17 protein-coding genes are annotated in these 25,093 nt (G+C 71.3%); 11 read left to right on the top strand and 6 right to left on the bottom strand.

The genetic code is table 11. From position 1 onward, the window contains the following. Positions 1–6: 6 nt before the first annotated feature. Complete coding sequence (locus tag ACOQFR_RS02270) at positions 7–495, bottom strand: GAF domain-containing protein (RefSeq protein WP_421378068.1); 489 nt, start codon at positions 493–495, stop codon at positions 7–9. Between the two features lie 65 nt (positions 496–560). Between ACOQFR_RS02270 and ACOQFR_RS02265 the strand changes: the two genes are divergently transcribed. The 5 genes from ACOQFR_RS02265 (at position 561) to ACOQFR_RS02245 (ending at position 7,070) form a co-directional block, all read left to right on the top strand. Next, positions 561–1,301, top strand: coding sequence for a TMEM175 family protein (locus tag ACOQFR_RS02265; protein ID WP_421378066.1), 741 nt, complete (start codon positions 561–563; stop codon positions 1,299–1,301). A 30-nt stretch (positions 1,302–1,331) separates the two neighbouring features. Then, positions 1,332–2,087 (top strand): TMEM175 family protein, encoded by a 756-nt coding sequence (locus tag ACOQFR_RS02260; RefSeq protein ID WP_421378064.1) that lies wholly within the window; start codon positions 1,332–1,334, stop codon positions 2,085–2,087. Next, entirely contained in the window at positions 2,087–2,737 is a 651-nt protein-coding gene (bioD, locus tag ACOQFR_RS02255) for a dethiobiotin synthase (protein ID WP_421378062.1), read from the top strand. The genes ACOQFR_RS02260 and bioD overlap by 1 nt, the downstream gene beginning before the upstream one ends. Before the next feature lie 109 nt (positions 2,738–2,846). Next, positions 2,847–3,998, top strand: coding sequence for an efflux RND transporter periplasmic adaptor subunit (locus ACOQFR_RS02250; RefSeq protein ID WP_421378060.1), 1,152 nt, complete (start codon positions 2,847–2,849; stop codon positions 3,996–3,998). Positions 3,999–4,013: 15 nt separating this feature from the next. Further along, a complete protein-coding gene (locus ACOQFR_RS02245) occupies positions 4,014–7,070 on the top strand; it encodes an efflux RND transporter permease subunit (RefSeq protein ID WP_421378058.1) in 3,057 nt (1,018 codons plus the stop codon). 51 nt (positions 7,071–7,121) lie between these two features. Here the strand turns inward: ACOQFR_RS02245 and queD are convergent, their stop codons facing one another. Further along, complete coding sequence (gene queD, locus ACOQFR_RS02240) at positions 7,122–7,481, bottom strand: 6-carboxytetrahydropterin synthase QueD (protein ID WP_421378056.1); 360 nt, start codon at positions 7,479–7,481, stop codon at positions 7,122–7,124. Positions 7,482–7,573: 92 nt separating this feature from the next. Here queD and ACOQFR_RS02235 point away from each other — a divergent pair, with 92 nt between their 5' ends. Continuing rightward, on the top strand, positions 7,574–8,479 hold the full coding sequence (locus ACOQFR_RS02235) for an SDR family NAD(P)-dependent oxidoreductase (protein ID WP_421378054.1): 906 nt from the start codon (positions 7,574–7,576) through the stop codon (positions 8,477–8,479). Between the two features lie 36 nt (positions 8,480–8,515). Here the strand turns inward: ACOQFR_RS02235 and ACOQFR_RS02230 are convergent, their stop codons facing one another. From ACOQFR_RS02230 to ACOQFR_RS02220, 3 genes are all read right to left on the bottom strand, one after another. Then, a complete protein-coding gene (locus tag ACOQFR_RS02230; RefSeq protein ID WP_421378052.1) occupies positions 8,516–11,278 on the bottom strand; it encodes a M16 family metallopeptidase in 2,763 nt (920 codons plus the stop codon). A 130-nt stretch (positions 11,279–11,408) separates the two neighbouring features. Next, positions 11,409–12,086, bottom strand: a complete 678-nt coding sequence (locus tag ACOQFR_RS02225; protein ID WP_421378050.1) for a hypothetical protein — start codon at positions 12,084–12,086, stop codon at positions 11,409–11,411. Further along, positions 12,083–12,277 (bottom strand): hypothetical protein, encoded by a 195-nt coding sequence (locus ACOQFR_RS02220; RefSeq protein ID WP_421378048.1) that lies wholly within the window; start codon positions 12,275–12,277, stop codon positions 12,083–12,085. Before ACOQFR_RS02220 ends, ACOQFR_RS02225 begins: the two co-directional genes overlap by 4 nt. 273 nt (positions 12,278–12,550) lie before the next feature. On the opposite strand from ACOQFR_RS02220, the gene recC reads away from it, so the two are divergent. From recC to recD, 3 genes are read left to right on the top strand one after another with little or no spacing between them, the layout of a single operon-like run. Beyond that, positions 12,551–16,015 (top strand): exodeoxyribonuclease V subunit gamma, encoded by a 3,465-nt coding sequence (recC, locus tag ACOQFR_RS02215; RefSeq protein WP_421378045.1) that lies wholly within the window; start codon positions 12,551–12,553, stop codon positions 16,013–16,015. Continuing rightward, the gene (locus ACOQFR_RS02210; RefSeq protein WP_421378043.1) at positions 16,012–19,521 is read left to right on the top strand and encodes a UvrD-helicase domain-containing protein; all 3,510 of its coding nucleotides are present in this window, start codon (positions 16,012–16,014) and stop codon (positions 19,519–19,521) included. The genes recC and ACOQFR_RS02210 overlap by 4 nt, the downstream gene beginning before the upstream one ends. Then, positions 19,518–21,233 (top strand): exodeoxyribonuclease V subunit alpha, encoded by a 1,716-nt coding sequence (gene recD / locus ACOQFR_RS02205; RefSeq protein WP_421378041.1) that lies wholly within the window; start codon positions 19,518–19,520, stop codon positions 21,231–21,233. Before ACOQFR_RS02210 ends, recD begins: the two co-directional genes overlap by 4 nt. A gap of 18 nt (positions 21,234–21,251) precedes the next feature. Here recD and ACOQFR_RS02200 read toward each other — a convergent pair whose 3' ends face one another. After that, entirely contained in the window at positions 21,252–21,647 is a 396-nt protein-coding gene (locus ACOQFR_RS02200) for a hypothetical protein (protein WP_421378039.1), read from the bottom strand. Between the two features lie 91 nt (positions 21,648–21,738). Between ACOQFR_RS02200 and ACOQFR_RS02195 the strand changes: the two genes are divergently transcribed. Further along, the gene (locus tag ACOQFR_RS02195; RefSeq protein WP_421378037.1) at positions 21,739–22,365 is read left to right on the top strand and encodes a glutathione S-transferase family protein; all 627 of its coding nucleotides are present in this window, start codon (positions 21,739–21,741) and stop codon (positions 22,363–22,365) included. Positions 22,366–22,461: 96 nt separating this feature from the next. Continuing rightward, a complete protein-coding gene (gene acnD, locus ACOQFR_RS02190) occupies positions 22,462–25,071 on the top strand; it encodes a Fe/S-dependent 2-methylisocitrate dehydratase AcnD (protein WP_421378035.1) in 2,610 nt (869 codons plus the stop codon). Positions 25,072–25,093: the final 22 nt, after the last annotated feature.

Here is a 25,093-nt window from a genome sequence, read left to right as displayed (position 1 = left end):
CGGCGCTCAGTCCGGACCCATTGATTCCATGAACGCTTGCGCGATGGCTTCGAGGCCACGCTGGTCGGCCTCGTCGAAGCGGTCCAGGCGCGGGCTGTCGAGATCGAACACGCCCACCAGGGTGTCGCCGGCGTACAGCGGCACCACCAGCTCCGAGCGCGAGGCCGAATCGCAGGGGATGTGCCCCGGGAAGGCGTCCACGTCGGGCACGCGCTGGGTCTGCCGGGTCGCCGCGGCGGTGCCGCAGACGCCGCGGCCCAGCGCGATGCGCACGCAGGCCGGATGGCCCTGGAAGGGGCCGACCACCAGCTCGGTGCCGTCGAAGAAGTAGAAGCCCACCCAGTTCAGGTCGGGCAGGGAATGGAACACCAGCGACGACAGGTTGGCCGCGTTGGCGGTGCGATCGCGCTCGCCGTGCATCAGGCCGCGGGCCTGTTCAAGCAGCTGGGCGTACTGGTCGGGCTTGTCGCCGCTGAGGGAAAGGGCCTGGAACATGGCGGTCCTCGGTGGGGGCGGCCAGTGTAGCAGCGACCGCCGGGGCGGCCTGATAAAGTCCCGCCATGTCCACCCCACCCGGCCAGGCCGGCATCAACAGCGCCGACGGATTCCGCGATCGCGGCGCCCAGTCGACCCGGCTGGAAGCCTTCGTGGACGCGGCTTTCGCGTTCGCCCTGACCCTGGTGGTGATCGCCGGCAACGAGATCCCGCGCAGTATCGATGCGCTGGTGCTGGCGATGATGGCCGTGCCCACGTACGCCGCCAGCTTCCTGCTGATCATGCGCTGCTGGTCGGGCCACGCCGACTGGAGCCGGCGCTACGGCCTGGACGACCTCACCAGCCGGCGGCTGAGCATCCTGCTGGTGTTCCTGGTGCTGATCTTCGTGTATCCGATGCGCATGGTGTTCTCCAGCCTGTTCAACGCGCTCAGCGGCGGCTACCTGCCCACCAACTTCAGCTTCAACGAGGTCAGCGACGTGCCGGCCATGTTCATGCTGTTCGCGGTCGCCTTCGGCCTGCTGGGTGCGGTGGTGGCGGCGCTGTACTGGCACGCCTGGCGCTGCCGCGCGGCGCTGTCGCTGTCGCTGCACGAGCAGGCCCAGACGCGCTTCGAGATCATGAACTGGGCCGCGGTGCCGATGGTGGCACTGCTGTCGATCACGCTGGCCCTGCTGATCCCGGCACGCGCCGAAAGCGGCGTGTGGCTGGGCCTGCCGGGCTTCGTGTTCTTCCTGCTCAACCTGGCGCCGCCGCTGTTCCGGCGCCGGTGCGAGCGCTGGCGCAAGGCGCAGGCGGGCGCCTGAGGCCGCCGCCATCCCCGCACGAGGACCCGCATGGACCTGAGCCAACTGCCCCGCGAAAACGGCTTCCGACTGCGCGGCCAGCAGGTGACGCGGCTGGAGACCTTCGTGGACGCCGCCTTCGCCTTCGCGCTGACGCTGCTGGTGATCGCCGGCGACAACCTGCCCGACAGTTTCGCCGAACTGCGCGAGGCGCTGCGGCGCACGCCGGTGTTTGTGCTGTGCTTCGTGCTGATCGCGATGTTCTGGTCGGCGCACAACCGCTGGAGCCGGCGCTTCGGGCTCGACGACACGCCGTCCACGGTGCTCAGCATGGCCCTGGTGCTGGCGGTGCTGGTCTACGTTTACCCGCTGCGCATGGTGGTGGCCAGCGGCCTGTACGTGATGAGCGGCGGCTTCGTGCCGGCCGACCTGGTGATCGACGGCGACAACGTGAACTTCGACCTGCAGACCGCCTTCATCATTTACGGCGCCGGCTTCTGCGCGCTGTCGATCATCCTGCTGCTGCTCAACCTGCACGCGCTGCGCCGCGGCGACGCGCTGGGCCTGGATGCGCTGGAGCGGCACGAGACCGGCACCGAGATCGGCATCCAGGCCCTGCTCACCGGCACCGCGCTGCTGAGCATCGTCAGCAGCCTGCTGTTGCTCACGGTGTTCAGCGATCACCGCGGCGCCGGGGTGGCGGGCCTGCCGATGTACCTGTACATGCTGCTGGGCGGCCTGATCCCGCTGTACGTGAACCGGCGCGAGCGCCGGCGTCCCGTGCTGCCCGCGGAGGCGGGGACGTGATGCACAGCGTGTATGTCACCGGCACCGACACCGGCGCGGGCAAGACCTTCGCCAGCGTCGCGCTGCTGCATGCGCTGCGGCGCGACGGTGCGCGCGTGGTCGGCATGAAGCCCGTGGCCAGCGGCAGCGAGCCCACGCCCGCAGGCTGGCGCAATGCCGATGCGCTGGACCTCATCGCCGCCAGCGATCCGCAGCCCGACTACGCGCTGGTCAATCCCTACGCACTGCCCGAGCCGACCGCACCGCAGATCGCCGCGGCCCTGGCCGGAGTGGACGTGCGGCTGGACGTGCTGGTCGCGGCCTATCGCCAGCTCGCCGCGCAGGCCGATGCGGTGGTGGTCGAGGGCGTCGGCGGCTGGATGGCGCCCCTGGCCGATGGCCTGGACCAGGCCGACCTGGTGCGCGCACTGGACCTGCCGGTGGTGCTGGTGGTCGGACTGCGGCTGGGCTGCCTGAGCCACGCGCGGCTGACGGCGCGGGCGGTGGTGGCCGATGGCTGCCGGCTGCAGGGCTGGCTGGCGCAGGAAGTGGAGCCCGGTTTCGACGTGGCCGGGTACCTGCCCCTGCTGGAGCGGGCCCTGGGCGGCCCGCCCCTGGCCTGCATCAGGCACGGCGCCGACGTGCGCACGGTCCGGCTGGCTCAAGACTGAACCGCCGGGACTTCTGGCCTAGTGTCATTCGTGAAGCTCAAGCTAAACTACCCAGTATAGTAATTGCCCCCGGCGCTCCCGGCCGGGCTTCTTTTGCCGAGGTAGACCCATGCGCCGCGCCCGAATCCTTTCCCAGCTGACCCTGGCCCTGGCCCTCGCGGCCGCCCTGGGCGCCTGCTCCGGCGGTGACGAAGCCGCCGCCCCTGCCGGCGGACCGCCGGGGGGCGCGATGGCGCTGCCGGTCGAGGCCGTGACGGTGAAGACCGAATCGCTGCGCCAGGACCTGAGCACGGTCGGCACCCTGCGTGCGGACGAGTCGGTGGTGGTGCGGCCTGAAGTCAGCGGACGGCTGGTCAAGATCCACTTCAAGGAAGGCCAGCGGGTGAAGCAGGGAGACCCGCTCTTCAGCCTGGACGCGTCCGTGGCGCAGGCCAGCCTGAGCGAAGCCCGGGCCAACCTGGAAAACGCCCGCCGCGCCGATGCCCGCGCTGCCGACCTCGGTTCGCGCCAGCTGCTCTCGCGTTCGGACGTGGATACCGCGCGCGCACAGCTGGGGGTGACCCAGGCCCGCGTTGCCTCGGCCCAGGCGCAGCTGCTCAAGACCACCATCGTGGCGCCCTTCGGCGGCGTGATCGGCCTGCGCGAAGTCAGCGTGGGCGAAGTGGTCAGCCCCGGCCAGGCGCTGGTCAACCTGGTGCGGCTGGATCCGATGGAGGTTGATTTCAGCCTGCCCGAGAACGACCTGTCGCGCATCGCGGTCGGCCAGCCGGTGACGATCGGGGTGGACGCCTTTGCGGGCGAAACCTTCCGTGGCGAAGTCAGCGCGATCGAACCGGTGATCGACGCCAACACGCGCAGCGCCAAGGTCCGCGCCAGCGTCGAGAATCCCGACTACAAGCTTCGCCCGGGCCTGTTCGCGCGGGTCAACCTCGGCGTCGGCGATGCCGCGGCCACCGCGATCATGATTCCGGAACAGGCGCTGCTGCAGCAGGGCGACACCCGCTACGTGTACGTGATCAAGGACGGCAAGGCGGTGCGCGCCGACGTCACCACCGGGCAGCGCGTGCCCGGTCGCATCGCCGTGGTGTCGGGCCTGAAGGACGGCGACCAGGTGATCTCCGCCGGTCAGGGCAAGCCGATGATGTACGAAGGCGCCGCGGTGACCGTGGTGCCCGACCCGTCCGAGGCCGAGGCCAACGCGCCGGCCGCGGCGCCTGCCAGCCCCGAGGCGCCCGCGCCCGACGCTGCCAGCGACGAATAAGAGGCCGAGTCCCCCATGGTCCTTTCCGACATCTCGATCCGTCGCCCCGTCTTCGCGATGGTGATCAACCTGGTGGTGGTGCTGCTGGGCCTGATCGCCTATGACCGCCTCGCCGTCCGCCAGATCCCCAACGTCGACACGCCGGTCATCACGGTCAACACGAACTATCCCGGCGCCAGCGCGCAGGTGATCGAATCCCAGGTCACCCAGCCCATCGAGGACGCGCTGTCGGGCGTCGAGGGCATCGAGTTCATGCAGTCGGTGAGCCGCGAGCAGTCCAGCCAGGTGACCATCCGGTTCCGCCTGGACCGCGACCCGGACGGCGCCGCCTCGGACGTGCGCGACCGCGTCGGCCAGGCCCGCGGCCTGCTGCCGGACGAAGTGGACGAGCCGATCATCCAGAAGCAGGAAGCCGACGCGCAGCCGATCATCTACCTGGCGTTCTCGTCGGACCGCCATTCGCGCGTGGAGATCGCCGACTACGCCGAGCGCCTGGTGAAGGATCGCGTGCAGACCATCCCGGGCGTGGCCCAGGCCCAGGTCTTCTCCAGCACCTACGCGATGCGCGTGTGGCTGCAGCCGCAGCGCCTGGCCGGCTTCGGCCTGACGCCGGTGGACGTGGAGAACGCGCTGCGGGCCCAGAACGTGGAAATCCCCGCGGGCCGGGTCGAGAGCAGCGAGCGCGAATTCACCGTGCTGTCGGAAACCGACCTCAAGACGCCCGAGCAGTTCGGCGAGGTGATCCTGGGCAACGTCAACGGTTACCTGGTGCGGCTCAAGGACGTGGCGCGGGTCGAGCTGGGTTCGCAGGAAGAGCGTTTTGCCGCCCGCTTCAACGGCGTCAATGCCGTGCCGCTGGCCGTGGTCAAGCAGGCCGTGGCCAATCCGCTGGATATCTCGGCCGCGCTCAAGGAAATGCTGCCGCAGATCCAGCGCACGCTGCCGGAAGGCATGAAGATCGAGATCGCCTTCGACACCACCATCTTCATCGAGAAGTCGATCGACGAGGTCTACAAGACCGTGGCCGAGGCCGTGGTGCTGGTGGTGATCGTCATCTTCCTGTTCCTGCGCAGCTGGCGCGCGACGCTGATCCCGCTGGTGACCATCCCCGTGTCGCTGATCGGCGCCTTCGGCATCATGTTCGCCTTCGGTTTCACCATCAACACGCTGACCCTGCTGGCCATGGTGCTGGCGATCGGCCTGGTGGTGGACGACGCCATCGTGATGCTGGAAAACATCTACCGCCACGTCGAGGAAGGCATGACGCCGTTCGAGGCGGCGCTGACGGGCAGCAAGGAAATCGGCTTCGCCATCGTCGCGATGACGCTGACCCTGGTGGCGGTGTACGTGCCGCTGGCGTTCCAGACCGGGCGTACCGGCAAGCTGTTCGTCGAGTTCGCGCTGACCCTGGCGGGTGCGGTGCTGGTGTCGGGCTTCACCGCCCTGACCCTGTCGCCGATGATGTCGTCCAAGCTGCTGCGTCGCGAGACCAGCCACGGCCGCTTCTACGCCTTCGGCGAGCGCGTGCTGGGCTCGATCGACCGCGGCTACCGCGGCCTGCTTTCGCGCGCGCTGAAGCTGCGCTGGGTGGTGGTGGGCATCGGCCTGGCCCTGTTCGCGGGCGCGGGCGCGCTGTGGAGCACCCTGCCCAGCGAGCTGGCGCCGCAGGAAGACCAGGGCTTCATCATCGGCTTCGGCGTCGCGCCGGAAGGCTCCACCGTGGCCTATACCGACAAATACGCCAAGCAGATGGAGGCCAGCTTCGCCAGCATCCCGCAGGTGAAGCAGTACTTCCAGATCGTCGGCTTCCCGGCGGTCACCAACACCATCGGCTTCGTCATGCTGCAGGACTGGGAGGAGCGCGACGTCAGCACCGCCGACGTGCAGGGCCAGCTGTTTCCGCGGTTCTCCGGCATCCCGGGCGTGATGGCGTTCCCGACGCTGCCGCCGCCGCTGGGACAGGACGGCTTCGGCCAGCCGGTGAATTTCGTCGTGCAGGGTACCGGCACGTGGGAAGAGCTCGGCGTCACCGTCGAGAAGCTGATGGCCAAGATGCGCGAGAACCCCCAGCTGACCAACCCCGACTCGGACCTCAAGCTGGACAAGCCGCAGCTGCGGCTGGAGCTGGACCGCGACAAGGTGGCCACCGTCGGCAGCGACGTCACCACCGTGGGCCGCACGCTGGAAACGCTGCTGGGTGGCCGCAACGTCACGCGTTTCAAGCGCGGCTCGGAGCAGTACGACGTGATCGTGCAGGTGGAAGATGCCGACCGCCGAACGCCCGGCGACCTGAGCAACATCTTCGTGCGCGCGGGCGATGGCCAGATGGTGCAGCTGTCCAACCTGATCACGGTCGAGGAGACGGTGGCCGCGAAGGAGCTCAACCACTTCAACAAGCTGCGCGCGGCCACCATCAGCGCAGGCCTGGCGCCCGGGTATTCGATGGGCGAAGCCCTGGACTGGATGGAGCAGGCGCTGGACGAGGTCGCGCCCGACGCCCAGTACGACCTGTCGGGCCAGAGCCGCGAGTATCGTGAATCGGCCAGCGAGTTCGGCGTGATCATGCTGCTGGCCGTGGTCTTCATCTTCCTGGTGCTGGCGGCGCAGTTCGAAAGCTGGGTGGATCCGATCGTGATCCTGCTGGCGGTGCCGCTGGCGATGTTCGGCGCCTTCCTGGCGCTGAAGCTGAGCGGCCACGGCAGCTGGAACATCTACAGCCAGATCGGCATCGTCACCCTGGTCGGCCTGATCGCCAAGCACGGCATCCTGATCGTGGAGTTCGCCAACCAGCTGCAGGAGCAGGGACGTTCGAAATTCGACGCCGTGCTGGACGCGGCCGCGCTGCGCCTGCGTCCGATCCTGATGACCACCGGTGCGATGGTGCTGGGTTCGCTGCCGCTGGCCATCGCCTCGGGCGCCGGTGCCGAGGCGCGCAACCAGATCGGCCTGGTGATCGTGGGCGGCATGTCCATCGGCACGGTGTTCACGCTGTTCGTGGTGCCGGTGATCTACCTGCTGATCGCGCGCAACCACCAGCGCGATGCCGCGCACGGCAAGCCGGCGACGGCCTGAGGTGAAGTGCGGGGTCGGCGGCGGGCCGTTGCGCCCGCCGCAGCGCCGGGCTCAGCGCGGTCCGGCGTAGCGGCAGCCCGAGGTGCAGGTTTCGTGCACCACCACCAGCGACAGCGCCGGCAGCGCCGGCTTGAGCTGGTCCCAGATCCAGCGCGCCAGGTTTTCGCTGGTGGGATTCTCCAGGCCCGGCACGTCGTTGAGGTAGTGGTGGTCCAGGCGGTCGTAGATCGGCTGGAACACCGCCTTGATGTCGCCGAAATCCATGATCCAGCCGGTGTGCGGGTCCGGTTCGCCGCCCACGTGCAGCTCCACCGCGAACGAGTGCCCGTGCAACCGCGCGCACTTGTGGCCCGGCGGCACGTTGGGCAGCCGGTGCGCGGCCTCGATGCGGAAAACCTTGAAGATGTCCATGGCGGCATTGTAGCCCGGCGCCCAGGGCCTCGCGTTGAGACGCGGGGAGACCCGGCCTATGCTGGGCCTGTCCCCCGTCCGGAGCTCCGCCCATGCGCCACTTCACCCTTGTGCTGCTGATGGCCGTGACGATGCTGGCCGGTCCCGCGCTGGCGCAGCCGGCCCCGCCAAAACTTTCCTACGCCGGAAAGACCGTGCTGGTCACGGGCTCCACCGATGGCCTGGGCCGCGAGCTGGCGCTGGCGCTGGCCGCGGACGGCGCGCACGTGATCGTGCACGGCCGCAACGCCGAGCGTGGCAAGGCCGTCGTGGCCGAGATCACGCGCGGCGGCACCGGCTCGGCGCGCTTCTATGCCGCGGACTTTTCCTCGCTGCAGGCCGTGCGCGACTTCGCCGATGCCGTGGCCAGGGACTATCTGCGGCTCGACCTGCTGGTGAACAACGCCGGCGTGGCCTACACCGGCGACCAGCCGCGACGCACCAGCCAGGACGGCCACGAGCTGCAGTTCGCGGTGAACTACCTCGCCGGCTGGGTGCTGGTGAACCGCCTGCGGCCCAACCTGGCCGCCGCCGCGCCCGCGCGCATCGTCAACGTGTCCTCGGGCAGCGCCTCTGCCATCGACTTCGACGACGTGATGCTGGAAAAACCCGGCGCCCACGGCCGCGGCTACGGCCAGAGCAAGCTGGCGCAGGTGACGATGACCGTGGCCCTGGCGCCCGCGTTTGCGAAGGACGGCATCACCATGATCGCCCTGCATCCGGCCACGATGATGGACACGACGATGGTGCGCGGCCTGGGCGTGACGCCGCGCGCCAGCGTGGACGAAGGACGCGATCATGTCATGGGGCTGATCACTGCGGGGCAACTGCAGGCGGGCGCGTTCTACATCGACGGGAAGCCGGCCGATACCCGTGATCCGCAGCCGCAGGATCCGGCGGCCCGCGCCAGGCTGCTCGAACTCAGCGCGCGCCTGACGGGCGTGCCGCTGGCGCAGTGAAACAGGGCTGCGCGGCCATCCGCGCAGCCCCGGGGCTCATTCCACCGTGATGCGGCGCACTTCGCCCAGGTCGAGTTCACGGATGCCGGCTTCGATCTTGTCCAGGTCGCCCACGATCACCCAGGTCAGCTCGCCCGGCTTCACCACTGCGGCGGCCGAGGCATTCAGCGCCGGTGCCTGCAGCGACGCCAGGTCGCGTGCGTAGTTGGCGTAGTAGCCCGGGTCGCGGCCGGTGTTGACGATGTCCAGGCCCGCGGCCAGCAGCGAGTCCAGGGTTTCGTAGCGACCGGGCAGGCGCGCCACCTGGCTGCGCAGGATGCTGTCGTACTCCTCGCCCGCCAGCGGCCGCTCGCCGGCCACGCCCTTGATCTCGCGGATCACTTCGACGATGGCTTCCCTGGTCTTGTCGGTCTGCACCGGTGCGTTCACTAGGAAGGTGCGCGGGCCCCGCGCGCCGGTGAGGCCGCCGCCGGCGCCGTAGCTCCAGTGCTTGTCCAGGCGCAGGTTGCGGTTGAGCCGCGACGTGGCCATGCCGCCGAAGTTGCGCATCACCGTTTCCAGCGCCAGGTCGTCGGGCTGGTTGGACGGCGGCGCCAGGTGTGCCGCCATGATGACGGTCTGCGGGGCGCCCGGCTTGTCGATCAGGTGCACGATGCCGCGGCCCGGCGAGCTGGTGCTGGGGCCGACCGCCTTGGCCGGCGCCGCGCCGCCGCGCCAGCCGCCGAAGCTGCGTTCAAGCGCCGCCACCAGCTCGGGCAGGGTGATGTCGCCGGCGGCCACCAGGGTGGCGTTGGACGGCACGAACCAGCGCGCATGCCAGTCGGCCAGCGCCTGCCGCGACAGCGCGCCCACCGAGGCCTCGGTGCCGAGGCCGCCGCCCGGCGCCGCGTAGGCGTGGTCGGGGGCATACACCAGGGTCGGCAGCACGCGCATCGCCACCGCGCCCGGGTTGGCCTTCTGCTGGGCGATGTTGGCCAGCTGCTGCTTGCGCTGCAGGTCCACCATGTCGTCGGGGAAAGCCGGGTTCAGGGCGACGTCCGCCATCAGCGCCAGCGAGCCGTCGAGCTTGCTGCGCAGCGCGCCCAGGCGCACCCAGGACTGGTCCAGGGTATTGCCGACCGATAGGTTGGCGCCCAGCGCGTCACGTTCGTCGGCGATGCGGAAGGCGTCGCGGCTCCGGCTGCCCTTGAGCAACAGGTCCATCGCGAAGTTGGCGGTGCCGCGCGCGCTGGCCGGATCGGCGGACGTGCCCGCGTCCACGGCCAGCATCATGTTCACCAGCGGGGCCGAATGGCGCTCCAGCAGCACCACCGACAGGCCGTTGGAAAGCTTGGCGCGCTGCACCTCGGGGAAGGCCACGTCGGGCGACGGACCCAGCGCGGGCAGCTTCGAGCGGTCCAGGTCGCTCTCGACCGACTTCAGCGTCGGGAACGGATCCACCTGCAGCGTGTAGCTGGGACGCGAGAGCCAGGTGCGCGCGGTGTCCCGCAGCTCGGTCGCGGTCAGCGTCTGGTAGTCGCGGAAGCGCTGCAGGTAGCCTTCGGGATCGCCGAAGTAGGTCATGCTTTCGGCCAGCACGTCGGAGCGGCCGCCGAAGCCGCCCAGGCGCTCCTTGCCGCGCACGAAGTTGGCCACCTCGCCGGTGCGCGCGCGGTCGATCGCGGCGGCCGCGGGCAGTTCGGCCAGCGACTTTGCCAGCAGTGCATCCAGCTCACGCTCCAGCTCGGCCGGGTCCACGCCCGGCCGCACGCTGGCCACCACCAGGAACAGGCTGGCGATCTCGCTGTCGCTCACGCCGGCATTGACGCTGGTGGCCAGCCCCTTGTCGAACACCAGCTGGCGCTGCAGCGGCGAGCTTTCGCTGCCCGACAGCACGCTGCCGAACAGCTGCATCGCGTGGGTGGCGCGGTCGCCCATCGGCGGCAGGTGCCAGAGCCGGTAGATGCGCGTCTGCGGCACCTGGTCCTGCATGCTGTCGCGGATGTCGGCGTCCAGGGTCGGCACCCAGGCGCGCTGGCGCGCGACCGGCTTGCCCGGCGCGATGCCGCCGAAATACTTGGTCACCAGCGCCTTGGCCTGGGCCAGGGTGATGTCGCCGGCCAGCGAAAGCACGGCGTTGTTGGGGCCGTAGTAGTCCGCGTACCACTGGCGGATGTCCTCCATCTTCGCGTTGTCCAGGTCGGCCATGCTGCCGATCGTGGACCAGCTGTAGGGGTGCGAGTACGGATACATGGTCTCGGACACGCGCGGCCAGACGCGGCCATAGGGCTGGTTCTCGCCCTGCCGCTTTTCGTTCTTCACCACGCCGCGCTCGCGCTCGAGCATGGCCTCGTTGAGATTGCCGGCCAGGAAGCCCATGCGGTCGGCCTCGAGGTACAGCGTGCGCTCCAGGCCCGACACCGGCACGTCCTCGAAGAAATTGGTGCGGTCGGTGCTGGTGGTGCCGTTGCGGTTGTTGGCGCCCAGGTCGTCCATGGCTTCGCGGAAACCGTGCGGGTAGTTCTCGCTGCCGTTGAAGAAGAAGTGCTCGAACAGGTGGGCGAAGCCGGTGCGGCCGCGCACTTCGTTGCGCGAGCCGACGTGGTACCAGAGGTTGACGCCGACCAGGGGCACGCTGTGGTCTTCGTGCACCAGCACGGTCAGGCCGTTGTCGAGCACGAACTTGTGGTGCGGGATGCGCAGCTGCTCGAGGTCGATGCTGGCGTTGGCGGCAGGCTTGGCGGGCGCCTGCGCGAGGGCAAGCGGCGCAGGAGCGGCGGTCGCCAGCAGCAGCGTGGCGATCAGAAGCAGTAGTCGCATGGCAGGTCCTTCCCCGGGATCAGCTGCCGAATCTAGAGGCCCCGGGCCCGCTTGCACAGTGCGGATGGTCGGGGGGCGGCGGCCCCGTGCCCGGGAGAGAGGTCGGGCACGGGGCCAACGCGGGGGGAACTCAGTAGCCGGCGACGTAGTCCGGGCTGTCCGCGCCCGGCTGGGCGCTGTAGTCGAAGGCGACCAGCTCGCCGTCGCGGGAAACCGTCATGGTGAAGGCGACGAAGCGCGCATCGCCCTGGCCCCAGCTGCCGATGCCTGAGCCTTCGAAGCGGCGGCCGCCGCCCTCGACGCGGGTGGACTGGGCCGAATCAAGCGCGAACACCACGCCGGCGTCCGGCTCCACTTCACCGAAGGCCTGCTGCACCGCGCGCTGCACGCTCCAGGTGGTGTCGGTGGTGGCCAGGGTGCGCGCCCGTTCGGCATTGGGCTGCAGGCGGTAGGCGACGCGCGTCAGCTCGCCGGTGTCGGGGTCGTAGCGTCCGGTCAGCCGCAGCTCGGTATCGGGGGCGCCGGGCGTGGTGATCACGCCGGTGGCCACGATGTGTTCCTGGCCGCCCAGGCCGGGCCCGGAACGGTCCAGGGTATGCAGCACCCACCCGCTGCCCGCCGCGCCGGGAACCTGGCGACGGGTGGCGTTCTCGATGGCGGCGTGCAGGCGCGTCACCGGCGCCTCGGCGGCGGACGACACCGGCGCGAGCACGCGCGTGTCGTCCGCCGCCACTTCGTTCATGGACCACGGGGCGGCAACCAGCACCGTGCCCACCAGGGCCAGGCCGGCCAGCGCCCGCGCGATCACAGGGCACCCCGGGCGCGCAGCACCTCGGGATCGATCGGCTCGCGACGGCCGGGTGACATGTCGGCGCCGGTCATCGCTCCCAGGGCCAGCCGGGCACGGACGACCTGTCCCATCACTGCGGCCACGCTCGGATCGGCGGCCGCCCAGGCCAGGTCGGCGTCGTTGAGTTCTTCTCGCATCAGCACGGTCATCGCAGGCTCCAGGCGTTGGAATCTTTGGGGTGGAATAGCCTGAGCAGGAACCGTGCCAGCGCGGGAGAGCCCGCAACCACGCGGCTTTGCGGTCGCCGCCGGGCAAACTGCCCGGCGAACTGCCCGGTGCCTTCCGGCCCGGACTTCGATTTGCAATCCGACCGGTCCCCGTCTCGCCGGACGAGACCGGCGACGGCTAGGCTGCCGGCCTTGATCGGCTAGGCTGTAGCGATGCCCGGGGATTGGAAACAGCGCGCCAGCGAAGGAATCACGGTGTTTCGGGCCAGCCGGCTCGAGGCGCTGCTGGAGCCGCTGGACCACCTGCTGGCCACCCAGCCTCCCGATGCCGTGCTCAGCCCCCAGACCGTGGTCGCGGCCCATCCGGGCATGCGCCAGTGGCTGGCGGGCGCCCTGGCGGCGGAGCGCGGGCCGGCGAGCGTGGTGGCCAACCTGGACATCGTGCTGCCCACCACCTTCCTCGACGGCCTCGCCCGGCAGGTGCTGGGAGAAAACGCGGTGTCGCCGCGCGCCTGGCGGCGCGAGTCGCTGCGCTGGCGCGTGCACGCGCTGCTCGACGCCCCTGCCCATCCGTCGCTGCAGGCTTACCTTGCCGGCCCCGACCGCGCCCTGCGCCGTTTCCAGCTGGCCGACCGGCTGGCGCGAATCTACATCCAGTACATGGCCTACCGGCCGGACTGGCTCGAGGACTGGAGCTACACGCGGCCCACCTTCCCTGAGGCCGGTTTCCATCCGGCCCTGTGGCGGCAGCTGCGGCAGTCGTTGAAGGAGCCGCATCGCGGCGAACGCCTGGCCGAGCTGGCGGCCGTACTCCGCCAGCGCGAGGTCGATGTCGGTGCGACCGATCCCTTGCATGTGTTCGGCCTGAGCCACATTGCCCCGGCCGAACTGGCCGTGCTGCAGGCGCTTGCCGTGCACCGGCCCGTGGTGTTCTACCTGCCCGATCCGTGCCGCGAGTTCTGGGCCGGCCTGCGCAGCCCGCGTGCGCGCCTGCTCGAGGTGGCGGCCGATCCGCATGGCAGCGAGGCCTCCGCGTGGTTCCTCGACCAGGACCATCCGCTGCTGGCCGCCTGGGGGCGCCTGGGCCAGCACTTCATGCTCAGCATCCAGCAGCTGGAAGCGTCGCTCGACATCCGCCACTTCCGCGACGAGCTGCCCGGCGATGCCACGCCCGCCTGCCTGCTGCACCGCGTGCAGCAGAGCCTGCGCACGCTCGACCCCGCGCTGATGGGCCACGATCCACGCCCGCGCGACGAGCGCCTGCAGGACCGCAGCCTGCGAGTCCACGCCTGCCACTCCCGCTTGCGCGAACTGGAGGCGCTGCGCGACGCCCTGCTGCGCGAGCGCGCCGCCGACGCCAGCCTGGAAGCCGCCGACATCGTGGTCATGGCGCCCGACATCGGCGCCTATCTGCCGCTGCTGCCGGCGGTTTTCGGCGAAGCCGGCCGCGCGGAAGGGCCCTTGCCCTATCACCTGGCCGACGTTCCGATGGCGCGGGCGCAGCCGCTGTATGCCGCCTTCACGCAGCTGCTGGGCCTGCCCGGCGCGCGCCTCACCGCGCCGGAGCTGCTCGATTTCCTGGGCCAGGCACCGGTGCTGCGCCGGCTCGGCCTGGACGAAGGCGACCTCGACACGCTCACCCGCTGGCTCGCGCGCGCCCGCGCCGCGTGGGGGCTGGACGCCGACGACCGCGCCGCGATGGGCGTGCCCGCGACCGACGCGCACACGCTGGCCTGGGCAATGGACCGCCTGGTCGCGGGCTTCATCCATGGCCAGGAAAGCGACGACGCCGTGCTGCGGCTGCCCGATGGCGACGCGCTGGTGCCCCTGAGCGGCGTGGCCGCCGGTGCCAGCCAGTCGCTGGGCGCGCTCGACCACCTGCTTCAGCAGATCGCTGCGCTGCGCGCCGACGTCGCGCGCGACCGGCCGGCGTCGGACTGGGCGCGCCGGCTGGAGGAACGGCTCGACGCGCTGCTGCAGCCCGATTTCGACGACCCGCGCTCGCTCGAGGCGATGGACCAGCTGCGCGCCCTGGTGCGCTCGCTGGCCAGCGAGCCCGGCGAACTGGGACTGGACCCGCCGCTGGCCTTCGCCGTGGTCCGGCAATGGCTGCAGGAGCGTCTGTCCGCGGTGCCCGATCGCCAGCGTTTCCTGGCCGGCGGCATGACCGTGTGCGGCATGGTGCCGCAGCGCGCCATTCCCTTCCGCGTGGTCGCGGTGCTGGGATTGAACGAAGGCGAGTATCCGCGCAATGACGCCGATGCCGGCCTCGATCCCATCGGACGTCCCGGACTGCGACGGCTCGGCGACCGCGACGTGCGCAGCGACGACCGTTACCTGTTCCTGGAAACGCTGATGTCGGCGCGCGATGCGCTGCACCTGAGCTACGTCGCCCATGACGAACTCGACGGCAGCGTGCGCAACCCCGCCGCGCCGCTGGCCGAGCTGATGGCGGCGCTGCCCCCCGCCGATGCCCGTCCGCTCGAGGCCGAAGCCGCCCAGGACCCCGGGCCTGCCGGCGATGCAGCGGAGGACGACGAGCGTCCCGCGTCGCCGGCCTGGCGGGTGGACCATCGCCTGCAGCCTTTCCACGCCGCCTACTTCGATGGCCGCGATCCACGCCTGTTCTCCTTCAGTCCCGCCTTCGCGGACATGGTCGGCACCGATGCGGGCGCGCGCACGCTGATCACCGACGGGCCTGCGGCTGCCGGCGACGCGCCGTGCGAGGTCTCGCTGGCCCAGCTGCGCCGCTACTTCCGCGACCCCGCGCGCGTGCAGCTGGCCGATCGCCTGGGCGCCCGGCTCGACGCGCTCGACGAGGCCGGCCTGGCGGAGGACGAACCGCTGGAAGCGCGCATGGAGCGACTGGACTCTCCGGCGCGCGCCCTGTGCCTGCACTTCCTGGCCGACCCGCACGCGCCGCGCGATGGCGCGGCACCCGAAGCGCTGCGGCTGGCCGGCCTGCTGCCTGCGGGCCGCCTGGGCGATACGGCCTGGCGCAAGGAACTCGAGGCCGCGCGCGCGGTGGATGCCACCGCACGCGAACGCACCGAGCTGGCCGGACTGCTGGCCGCGGGCTTGCCGCCTCCGTCGCCGCTGCCGATGCGGCGCGGCTTCGGCCGCTTCCAGGTCACGGGCGAGGCCGGCAACACCTACGACGGCGGCGATGCGCTCTACGTGATCGAAGCCTTCCCGAACCGGGAAAAAGAAAACGAGCTCGACCTGCGCGAGCGCATCCCGCTGTTCCTGGCCTGGGCGATGGTGCGGCTGGCGCCTGAGAACGCATCGCGCCGGGTGCACCTGTGCGCGCTGGTGCAGAAGCCACCGGCCAAGCCGCGCGCCGGCAGCCGGCCCGATGGCCTGTGGCAGGCCGGCATCGCGCAGTGGGACGCCGATTTCGTGCGTGCCGGCGAGTCGGGCTGGGCGGGTTTCGCCACCGATCTCGAGCCCCGCGTGCTGGCCCTGCTGGAACTGTGGGCCAGCCCGGCCACGCGGCCGGCCTGGTATTTCCCGCGCGCCGCGGCCGCGATCGCACTGCAGCAGCGCGACGAGGCCGCGCTCGGCGCGTGGCAGGCCGAGCGCAACTACGCGCCGGGCTATGCCCGCCTGCTGGGCCGTGGCCTCGACTTCGAGGACGGCACCGAAGACTTTGATCGGCTCAAGCGCTGCGCCGATGACCTGGCCCAGCACCTGCTGCTGGGCAACGGAGGTGCGGAGTGAGCGCACCGCTTCCCGTCGCGCACTGGTCGCAGTTGCCGCTGGATGCACCGGGCCGTTCGCTGGTGGAAGCCAGCGCCGGCACCGGCAAGACCTGGACCATCGCCGTGCTCTACCTGCGCCTTTTGCTGGAACCGGCGCAGGCCTTCGGCGTGGAGCAGGTGGTGGTCACCACCTTCACCGACGCCGCCGCGCAGGAGCTGCGCGAACGCCTGCGCCAGGCGTTGCGCCGCGCGCTGGCGCTGGCCGAGGGCGGGTCTGCCGCCACGCCGCCCACCGAAGACGAAGCCTGGCTGCTCGCGCGTTGGTCCGAGGCTGCCGTGCGCAGCGAAGACCGTCGCCGCTTGCGCCTGGCACTCGCGGATTTCGATCGTGCGCCGGTCGGGACGCTGCACGGACTCTGCCAGCGCATCCTGGTCGAGCATCCGTTCGAGAGCGGCAGCCGCTTCGAAGTCGGCGAACCCACCTCGGGCCAGGCCCTGGCCGAGGAGCTGGCCCGCGATGCCTGGCGCGTGCTGCACCAGGGCGAGGGCCCGGCGCCGGAAGGCGTGGACCTGGACGCCCTGCGCCTGTCCACCTTCACCCGCCAGCTGCGGCAGCTGATGGCGCCGGGCATCCGCATCGATGCCGGGGGCGAGGACCTGCCCACGGTGCTGCAGTCGCTGTCCGAAGACCTGGTCTCGGGCTTGCGCAGCGTCGTGGACACGGCGGGCTGGTTCGTGCGCAGCAACGGCGCCCTGCGCACGGCCCTGGCGCACCTGGCCGGCCTGTTCGCGGGCGAGGAAGACTGGCCGAAGCAGGAGCATCTGCAACTCGTGCGCGACCAGGTGCTCGACAAGCAGGTGCGACCCGAACACCAGGCTGCGTTCCTGGCGCATCCGGCCATCGCCGCGCTGTATGCGCACTGGCCGCGGATCGAAGCCGCGCGCTTCGTTTCCCTCAACCGCTTCTGGCAGCAGCAGGTGGAGCAGGCGCGCCGCTGGCGCGACGAACGCCTTGCCGCGCGTGGCCAGGTGACCTTCGACGAAATGATCCGCCGTGCGCACGCCGCGATCGTGGCCAACGGCGCGCTGGCCGATGCGCTGTTCCAGGCCTGGCCGGTCGCCCTGGTGGATGAATTCCAGGACACCGATGCCCAGCAGTACGGCATCCTCGATCGCCTGTACCGCGATGCGGACGGACATCAACGCGGCCGGCTGGTGATGATCGGCGATCCCAAGCAGGCGATCTACGGTTTCCGCGGCGGCGACATCCACGCCTACCGCCGCGCGCGCGGCGATGCCCAGCACCTGCTGGAACTGGTTACCAACCATCGCAGCTCGCGTGGCTACGTGCAGGCCGTGAACCAGTGGTACGCGGCCGGCGGCGAAACGCTGGGGCGCTCGGGCAGCGAAGACGTGCGCTACCGGCCGGTGGCCGCCAGCGACCGTCGCGACAAGCAGCCCTACACCGTCGACGGCGTCGCGCTGGCGCAGCCGCTGCAGCTGCACTATCGCGCGCCGGCACCGGACGGACAGCCGCGGCGCCGGCGCGACGCACTGGTGGCCTGCGCCGACCAGATCGCCGGCATGCTGGCCGAGCGTCGCCACTGCATCGGCGCGCGCCCGCTGCGCCCCGGCGACATCGCCGTGCTGCTGCCCACCAACCGCGACATCGCCAGCCTGCGCGCCCTGCTGCAGGCGCGCCGCGTGCCCTGCGTCGGCGGTGCGCGCGACAGCGTGTTCGCCGGCGACATGGCCTTCGAGCTGCACCTGGTGCTGGCCGCAGTGCTGGACGCCGACAGCGAGCCCGCGCTGCGCGCCGCGCTGCTGACGCGCCTGTGGGGCGGCGACCTGGCGATGCTGGCGTCGCTGGATGCCCATTCCCCGCAGTGGCCGACGCTGTCGGCACGCCGCGCCGCGCTGCGCGAACGCTGGCAGCGCGACGGCGTGCTGGCGCTGTGCGGGCAGCTGGCGCGCGACGCCGCCCCGCGGCTGCTGGCGGCGCCGGGCGGCGAACGTGAGCTGGCCGACCTGCGGCAGCTGGGCGAGCTGCTGCAGCTGCGCGCCGAGCGCGGCGGCGGCCCGCGCGAGCTGCTGGCCTGGCTGGGGGCACAGCGCCGCGAGGAAGGCGATGCCGACAGCGCCGACGAACGCCAGCCGCGACTGGAGTCCGACGTGCGGCGCGTGCAGCTGATGACCCTGCACCGCAGCAAGGGCCTGGAGTTCAACGTGGTGTTGCTGCCGCTGATGTGGGCGCAGGTGGCCGGCAACCAGCCCACGCCTTACCTGGTGCCCTTGCCCGAAGGCGGGCGCCTGGCGGCGTTCGACGAAGCGGCGCGGCTGGCCGCGCGCTGGGAGCTGCAGGATGAACGCTTCCGCACGCTGTATGTCGCGCTCACCCGAGCGATCCACGCCTGCCATGTGTATGCCCTGGACCCGGAGCGCGGCACGGGCAACAGTTCCAAGCCCAAGGCCGACCCCGACCGCTCGCCGCTGGATGCGATGGTGGCGCGCGTACTGGCGGACGGCGCCGCGCCGGCGATGCCCCAGGTGGCCTGGCACGATGCGGGCTGGCCCGACGTGCCGGCCGCGATGCCGCTCGCGGCGGGCGATGCGTCGCCGCGGATCGCGCTGCCCGAGCCGACTGCCACCGCGCTGCGCCAGCGCCTGAGCTTCACCACGCTGGTGAGCGGCCATCGCCTGGCCGCCACCGAGGACGCGCCGGCACAGGACGAAGCCCTGGATGCCAGCGCCATCGAGGCTGTGCCGCCTGACGCAGAGCCGCATCCGGGGCTGCTGGCGCTGGCCAGCGTGCGCGGCGCCGCGTTCGGCAATGCGCTGCATGCGGCCTTCGAACACCGGCGCCACGACCTGCCGCTGGCGGAACAGCACCCGCTGCTGCGCCGCGAGCTGGAAGCTTCCGGCGTGCGCGCCGGCGAGGTTCCGCTGCCAATGCTGGTGCCGGTGCTGGCCCGGCGCATGGACGAGGCGCTGGCGGCGGAGCTGCTGCCCGGCTTGCGGCTCGGCGACGTGCCGGCGTCGCGCCAGCGTGCCGAAATGGCCTTCCACTTCCGTCTCGACGACGCCCGCCTGTCGCGGCTGCGCGAGGCCTGTGCCGCGCATGGCGACCCGGACCTGGTGCCGCCGCTGGCCGCCGAGCGCCTGCGCGGCCTGATGACCGGCAAGATCGACCTGGTGTTCGAACACGAAGGCCGCTTCCACGTGCTCGACTACAAGGGCAACTGGCTGGGCGAGCACACCGCCGACTACACCGGGCCGGCGCTGCGGGCGGCGATGGACCACAGCCACTACCGCCTGCAGGCCTTGCTTTACACCGTGGCCGTGCATCGTTTCCTGCGCCAGCGGCTGCCCGACTATTCGCCATCGCGGCACTTGGGCGACTACATCTACCTGTTCGTACGCGCGGCCGGCCTGGCCCCGGGTGCGGGCGTATACGCCGGCCGGTTCGATGATGCGCTGGTCGCGGCCGTGGATGCCGCGCTGTGCCAGGCCGGAGTGTCCGCATGAGCGCGCCCCGCTACGACGCCCGCGCGCCCGAGGCCGGCAGCGACGGCCCGCTGCACGAACGCGCGCTGGCGCGCGCGATCTCGCGCTGGGTGCTGGCCCATGGCGGCGGCGCACGGCTGGCGGAGCTGGCGGGCCGCGTCGCGGTGGCCGAGCTGTCCGGCGACACCGCCCTGGCGCCGCTGGATCCGCAGGCCTGCGACGCGCTGCGGCGCGAGCCGCTGGTCGGCGACGGCGGCACGCCTTCGTCCTTCGTGCTCGATGCCGACGGGCGCTTCTATCTCTGGCGCAACCACCAGCACGAGTCGGAAGTGGCGGCCGCCATCCGCGCGCGTCGTGCCGCGGGTGTCGCGCGGCCACTGGATCCGGACGTGCTGGCGACGCTGTTTCCCGACGGCGATCCCGCGCGCGACGGTGCGCAGCGGGCGGCCGTTGCGGCGGTGGGTGGCCGCCGTTTCTTCGTGCTCACCGGCGGCCCCGGCACCGGCAAGACCACCACGGTGCTGCGCATGCTGCTGCGCCTGCAGCGCGACGGCGCGGCGGGCGAGGGCATTGCCGTGGCCGCGCCCACCGGCAAGGCGGCGCAGCGGCTGGTGCAGTCGCTGCGGCAGGAATCGGCGCGCCTGCGCGCGCACCTGCCGGCCGACTGGCAGCCGGCGCTGGACGCGCTGCCGACGGGCGAGGCCCTCACCGTGCATCGCCTGCTCGGCTGGTCTCCCGCGCTCAACGCGTTCCGCCGCGGCCCGGCCTCGCCCATCGCCGCAGGCATCGTGGTGGTGGATGAAGCGTCCATGCTCGACCTGGCGCAGCTGCGCGCGCTGCTGCGCGCGCTGCGCGAAGACGCGGTGCTGGTGCTGGTGGGTGATGCCGACCAGCTCAACCCGGTCGGCGCGGGTTCGGTGTTGATGGACCTGGTGGCGGTGATGGAAGCCGAGGCCGCGCCCGACCTGGTGCGGCTGCAGCACAGCTTTCGCGCGCACGGTGCCCTGCAGCCTGTGAATCGCGCCGTGCGCGAGGGCGATGCGACGGCGCTGGCCGACGCGCTGGCGGCCGCGGGCGACCGCGCCCGGCTGCTGGCCCTGGAGTCCCCGGCCGCAGTGGCACGCGAGGCCCGGCGCTGGGCCGATGCCCTGGCCGATCGCGGCGCGCCGCCGGACGTGAGCGATGGCGAAAGTGCCGCGGCGGCGCTGCGCCTGCTGGCGCAGCATCAGCTGCTGTGCGCACTGCGCGACGGTCCTTACGGTGCCGACGCCCTCAACTCGATCATCGAGCGCCAGCTGCGCCAGCGCTGGCGCGTGCCCGGCGACCAGGACTGGTATCCGGGCCGCGTGGTGATGGTCACCCGCAACCACTACGGCGCGGGCCTGTTCAACGGCGACCTGGGCCTGTGCCTGCGCGACGGCGAGGGCCGGCTGCAGGTCTGGTTCGAGGACGAAGGCGGTGCACGCGCGTTCGCACCCGGGGCCCTGCCGGCGCATGACGCGGCCTGGGCCATCACCATCCACAAGAGCCAGGGCAGCGAGTACACGCACGCCACCGTGCTGCTGCCGCCGGATCCGGACCACCGCATCCTGTCGCGGCAGCTGCTGTACACGGCGCTGTCGCGCGCCAAGCAGTCGGTGGCGCTGTGGGCGCCGCGCGCCAGCGTGGACGCGGCGCTGTCGCGACCGGTGGCACGGTCGGGCGGGCTGGCATCGAAACTGCTGGCGCGCTGATGCGCGCCTGGCGAAGACTCAGGACGGACGTCGCGCGCGGGGGCCCAGCGCTTCGGCACCGACCGCGTACTGCAGCGCCAGCGACAGCCACGCACCCAGGGTGAACCAGGCCGGGAATTCGCCGGCCATGCCCTGCGTGGCCCACGCCATCGCCGCCACCATCAGCGCCAGCAGCAACCAGGCATGCGCGCGCGGCCAGCGTGGCGCCAGCCGCGTGAGCAGGGCGAAGGCGGTGATGCCCGCCAGCGTCAGCCAGGCCAGGTCCCAGGCCAGGCGGCCTGTGCCTCCGCGCGGCAGATCCAGCGCCGCGGCCAATTCTCCGCCCGCGACATTGCCGGCCCAGATCGCGGCGACGGCGCCGGCGAAAGCGAGCAGCGAGCGCAGCCACAGCAGGGGCAGGCGATACCAGGCCAAGGGCGGGAGTCCGGGCGGGTTGCCGCGATGCTAAACACGGTTGGCGGAACACGCCATTGCCCGGCCTCGACGCCGGCGGCAGACTCGTCGCATGGACGTGATCATCGGCCGCCAGGGGTCCCACTACACCCGCATGGTGCGCATGCTGGCGATCGAACTGGGCCTGGAAGTGGGCCTGGATCCGATCTACGACCTGCTCAGCGAAGACCCGTCGGTGTTCGGCGGCAATCCCGCGCTCAAGCTGCCGGCCCTGCGCCAGGGCCAGACCGTGGTGTGGGGCAGCCAGAATGCCTGCCGCGCGCTGGCCCGTTCCCTGCCCGAGGGCGAGGCGCGGGTGTTCTGGGCCGAGGACGCGCGCAGTGCGCTGCTGATGAATACGCACGAGATCGTCGCGCACACGATGGCCGTGCAGGTGGAAGTGGTCTTTCACGAAGTGGTGTCGCGACGGCCGCCGGATGCGGCCTCGCGCAAGCGCCGCGCCAGCCTGGAGAACTGCCTGGCCTGGCTGGAATCGCAGTGGCCGGCCATCCAGGCCGAACTGCCCGCCGACCGCATCCTCCTGGTCGAGCTAGGCCTGTTCGCGGTGCTGGAGCATTTTTCCTTCCGCAACCCGATGGACCTCACCGCGATGCCGCGGCTGCGGGCGTTCATGGCCAGCTTCGGGCAGCGGCCCTCGGCGCAGCGCACGCCCTACGTGGTGGACCAGCGCCCGGGCTGAGCCCGGCATGACCCGCGGCACGCGGGCTTGCGTGCGCGACATGACGGCCACCGCCCGGGTCCGGGATAATGGCGCATCCCCGCCACCGGTTGCCCCATGAACGCCGATTTCCGCACCCCGCTGCCCGGCACCTCGCTGGACCACTTCGATGCCCGCGCGGCGGTCAATGCCCTGCAGCCCGGCGCCTGGGACGGCCTGCCCTACGTGTCGCGCGTCTTGGCCGAAAACCTGGTGCGCCGCTGCGATCCCGCCACGCTGCAGGCCTCGCTGCGCCAGCTGGTCGAACGCCGCCGCGACCTCGACTTCCCGTGGTTCCCCGCGCGCGTGGTCTGCCACGACATCCTGGGCCAAACCGCGCTGGTGGACCTGGCCGGCCTGCGCGATGCCATCGCCGACCAGGGCGGCGACCCGGCCCAGGTGAACCCGGTGGTGCCGGTGCAGCTGATCGTGGACCACTCCCTGGCCGTGGAGTGCGGCGGCTTCGACCCCGATGCGTTCGCCAAGAACCGCGCCATCGAGGACCGCCGCAACGAAGACCGCTTCCACTTCATCGACTGGACCAAGCGCGCCTTCAAGAACGTGGACGTGATCCCGCCGGGCAACGGGATCATGCACCAGATCAACCTGGAGCGGATGAGCCCGGTGATCGGCGTCAGCGACGGCGTGGCGTATCCCGACACCTGCGTCGGCACCGACAGCCACACGCCGCACGTGGACGCGCTGGGCGTCATCGCCATCGGCGTGGGCGGCCTGGAGGCCGAGAACGTGATGCTGGGCCGCGCCTCGTGGATGCGCCTGCCCGACATCATCGGTGTCGAGCTCACCGGCAGGCCGCAGCCCGGCATCACCGCCACCGACATCGTGCTGGCGCTGACCGAATTCCTGCGCGCGGCCAAGGTGGTCGGCGCCTGGCTGGAGTTCCGCGGCGAAGGCGCCGCCGCGCTGACCCTGGGCGACCGCGCCACCATCTCCAACATGGCGCCCGAGTACGGCGCCACCGCAGCGATGTTCTACATCGACGGCAACACCATCGACTACCTGCGCCTCACCGGCCGCAGCGACGAGCAGGTGCGGCTGGTGGAAACCTACGCCCGGCACACCGGCCTGTGGGCCGACACCCTGGCCGGCGCGAAGTACGAGCGCACGCTGTCCTTCGACCTGGCCTCGGTGGGCCGCAACATGGCCGGCCCGTCCAATCCGCATGCGCGCGTGGCGACCGCCGACCTGGCCGCCAGGGGCATCGCCGGCAACCTCGACGCCGCCCGGGCGCAGGAAGTGCAGGGCCTGATGCCCGACGGCGCGGTGATCATCGCCGCCATCACCAGCTGCACCAACACCTCCAACCCGCGCAACGTGATCGCCGCCGGCCTGCTGGCGCGCAATGCCAACCGCGCGGGCCTCACGCGCAAGCCATGGGTGAAGAGCTCGCTGGCGCCCGGCTCAAAGACCGTGGCGCTGTACCTGGAAGCCGCGGGCCTGAAGCAGGAACTCGAGACGCTGGGCTTCGGCATCGTCGCCTTCGCCTGCACCACCTGCAACGGCATGAGCGGCGCGCTGGACCCGGCCATCCAGAAGGAAATCACCGACCGCGACCTGTACGCCACGGCCGTGCTCAGCGGCAACCGCAACTTCGACGGGCGCATCCATCCCTACGCGAAGCAGGCCTTCCTGGCCTCGCCGCCGCTGGTGGTGGCCTACGCCATCGCCGGCACCATCCGCTTCGACATCGAGAAGGACGTGCTGGGCCTGGATGCGGCCGGCAAGCCGGTGACGCTGAAGGACCTGTGGCCCAGCGACGAGGAAATCGACGCGATCGTGAAGGCCAGCGTCAAGCCCGAACAGTTCCGCAAGACGTATGAACCGATGTTCACCGTGGTGGTGGAAAGCGGCGACAAGGTGAGCCCGCTGTACGACTGGCGCCCGCAGAGCACCTACATCCGCCGCCCGCCGTACTGGGAAGGCGCGCTGGCCGGCGAGCGCACCCTGCGCGGCCTGCGGCCACTGGCGCTGCTGGGCGACAACATCACCACCGACCACCTGTCGCCGTCCAACGCCATCCTGCGCAACAGCGCGGCCGGCGAATACCTGGCGAAAATGGGCCTGCCCGAAGAGGACTTCAATTCCTACGCGACCCACCGCGGTGACCACCTGACCGCGCTGCGCGCCACCTTCGCCAACCCCACGCTCAGCAACGAGATGGCGGTGGTGGACGGCGCGGTGAAGAAGGGTTCGCTGGCCCGCGTCGAGCCGGAAGGGCAGGTGATGCGCATGTGGGAAGCGATCGAGACCTACCTCGACCGTGGCCAGCCGCTGATCATCGTGGCCGGCGCCGACTATGGCCAGGGCAGCTCGCGCGACTGGGCCGCCAAGGGCGTGCGCCTGGCCGGCGTGGAGGTGATCGCGGCCGAAGGCTTCGAGCGCATCCACCGCACCAACCTGATTGGCATGGGCGTGCTGCCGCTGGAGTTCCTGCCCGGCACCACCCGCAAGACCCTGGGCCTGGACGGCACCGAAACCTACGACGTGATCGGCGAACGCACGCCCGGCGCGACCCTCACGCTGGGCATCACGCGCCGCAACGGCGAGCGCCTGCAGGTGCCGATGACCTGCCGCCTGGATACCGCCGAGGAAGTCTCGATCTACGAGGCCGGCGGCGTGCTGCAGCGCTTCGCCCAGGACTTCCTGGCCTCCCACCGCGCGGCCTGACGGCCGCCCTGTCCCGACGGAA

Origin of the sequence: Arenimonas sp. MALMAid1274 (genome assembly GCF_049195245.1) — a bacterium.
Classification (GTDB): Bacteria; Pseudomonadota; Gammaproteobacteria; order Xanthomonadales; family Xanthomonadaceae; genus Arenimonas.
Note: the sequence above shows the minus strand (reverse complement) of the source record. Positions and strands in the feature narration are given on the sequence as shown.